Here is a 2302-nt window from a genome sequence, read left to right as displayed (position 1 = left end):
GTCGTTGGCCTGCCGCATCGCCATTGTTGACTGCATAACCGATCCGGGCCCCTCTGGCCGGGACGCTGGCAGTCCTCCAGCGAACCCGGCGATGTCGGATCACCTGAACTGCGCCATGGGTGCAGGGCATGGTCGAGACTACGGGCCCGCTGATCGGCAACGTCGCCTTGAACCACCTTGCGCCAGATATCGATGACGTAACGGTTACAAGGGCATTCGACAAGATGAGCACCATTCCATCCAAGCGCACCACTCGCCTGTCCAGCACTGCCGCGCCGGCGGCCCGGAAGGCACGCAAAACCAGCAGCATGAATCGGCTGGTCGAGGGCGTTCGCCAGTTCCACGAGCGCGAATTCCCGCGCCGCCAGCAGCTGTTCGCCGAGTTGGCGGACAGGCAGCAGCCGCAGACGCTGTTCATCGCCTGCGCCGACAGCCGGATCGTGCCGGAACTGATCACCCAGACCCAACCCGGCGAGCTATTCGTCTGCCGCAACATCGGCAACATCGTGCCCGCCTACGGCGAGATGATGGGCGGCGTGTCGGCGGTGGTGGAATACGCCTGCACCGCACTGGGCGTGACCGACATCGTGGTGTGTGGCCACACTGATTGCGGGGCGATGAAGGCGCTGCTGAACCCGGCCGACCCCACACTGCAAACCATGCCGACCGTCGCGTCCTGGCTACGCAATGCCGAGGCGGCCCGCAGTGTGGTGGCAGCCACCTACACCGACCCGGACGACCCACAGCGCCTGCAACGGCTGGTGGAGCAGAATGTTCGGACCCAGCTGTCCCATCTCGGCACCCACCCAGCAGTCGCCGGGCGATTGGCGGCGGGACAATTGGCGTTGCACGGCTGGGTCTACGACATCGAGGGCGGCGGTGTGTCGGCGATCGATGCTGGATCGGGCGCGTTGGTGCCGCTGGCCAGCACGACCATTCGCGGGCGTGCGACAGCGGTATGATCATCCGTCGTCGGCTGGATTTCGTCCGGCTGGTCCAGCATCTTGGGCCGCAATTGTTCAGCCTGCTTTGCTACGACACGGCGGTGACGCTGCTGTACGTGTTCGGCTGGCAGTGGGTGTCGATCGGCGAATTGCCGCTGCCGTTGCTGGGCAGTGCCATCGCCATCATCGTCACCTTCCGCAACAATGCCGCGTATGACCGGTGGTGGGAGGCGCGGGGCCTGTGGGGGTCGGTGGTCAACAACTCCCGCAGTTTCGCCCGCGGGTTGCTGGTACTGACCAACGACGCGGGGCTGCAGACGCGGCTGGTGCGGCACCAGATCGCCTACGCGCTGGCTCTGCGATGCAGCCTTCTGGGTCTGCCGCCGTGGGTGGCGTTGGAGCCCTATCTGCCGCCGGATCTACTGGCGCGCCTGCGGTCGAAGGCGAATGTGCCCGCGGCGATCCAGACCGCCATGGCGCGGGATTTGGCGACGGCGCGGCTGACGGGCGGGGTGGATAGCATTGGTGCGGCGACGCTGGACCGCACGCTGAGCGATTTGGCCAATGCCCAGGGAGGGCTGGAGCGGATCAAGAAGACGCCCCTGCCCCGGCAGTACAACCAGTTTCCTCAGGTGTTCGTCGGGGTGTATTGCCTGCTGCTGCCCGTGGGGCTGGTGCATGATCTGGGCTATCTGACCCCGATCGGGTCGACCGTGATCGGGTTCATGTTCATGGCGCTGGACCGCATCGGCCGCGATTTGGAAGACCCATTCGAGGGCACGCTGCACGACATTCCGATGCAGGCGATCACCCGCACGATCGAGATCGACCTGCTGCAGACGATCGACGCCGGGCCCGCGCCGGCGGCGGTGACCGAGCGGGAGGGTGTGCTTTGGTGATGGTTGGGAGGTGGAGGCGGGCACCAACCCTGACAGCCTGGATCCAGCGCCCATGCAAACCGCTAGCGCGCCAATTTGTTGCTTTCAGCCGTCGATAAGTTGCACCAAAGTGAACACGTTGGTCCGAGCTAGGCCAACGATCGATGTCCAGGTCAATAGGCCGGAATTCTGAACTGATCAGCACCACCCGCGCGCAGAGAGCACTGCACGCTGCCGGCACCTGCCGCGGCTACGCGGAGCCATGACCCTCCCAAACATATGCCAGGCTACGCCGAAGCGCGAGCCAAGGAATATGAGGTTGAGTCGCCGACGGCTACGTCGAACCCCCAACTGGACAAAGAGCAAAATCCACGATGACGGCAGCGGTCCGCTACTGGATGACCAGGTAGCGACGAACGCGCAATGTCAATGAGAGGCCGATGAGAAGCAAAAGGGCCGTCATCCACGTGTTATACGACA

At 64.6% G+C, this 2302-nt stretch carries 2 protein-coding genes; both read left to right on the top strand.

Annotated elements, in window-relative coordinates; all coding sequences use genetic code 11:
• The first annotated feature begins 308 nt into the window (after nucleotides 1-308).
• Nucleotides 309-962, top strand: coding sequence for a carbonic anhydrase (locus GSQ76_RS14175; protein WP_174247348.1), 654 nt, complete (start codon nucleotides 309-311; stop codon nucleotides 960-962).
• The gene (locus tag GSQ76_RS14170; protein WP_158744564.1) at nucleotides 959-1843 is read left to right on the top strand and encodes a bestrophin family protein; all 885 of its coding nucleotides are present in this window, start codon (nucleotides 959-961) and stop codon (nucleotides 1841-1843) included. The genes GSQ76_RS14175 and GSQ76_RS14170 overlap by 4 nt, the downstream gene beginning before the upstream one ends.
• The last annotated feature ends 459 nt before the right edge of the window (nucleotides 1844-2302 follow it).

It is taken from the genome of Acidisphaera sp. L21 (genome assembly GCF_009765685.1).
Taxonomy (GTDB): Bacteria; Pseudomonadota; Alphaproteobacteria; order Acetobacterales; family Acetobacteraceae; genus LMUY01.
This window is presented reverse-complemented; position numbering and strand designations above follow the sequence as displayed.

Excerpts from the sequence above, each read along its gene's own strand:
- GSQ76_RS14175 (WP_174247348.1), top strand. The coding sequence starts at position 309 with ATGAATCGGCTGGTCGAGGGCGTTCGCCAGTTCCACGAGCGCGAATTC.
- GSQ76_RS14170 (WP_158744564.1), top strand. The coding sequence starts at position 959 with ATGATCATCCGTCGTCGGCTGGATTTCGTCCGGCTGGTCCAGCATCTT.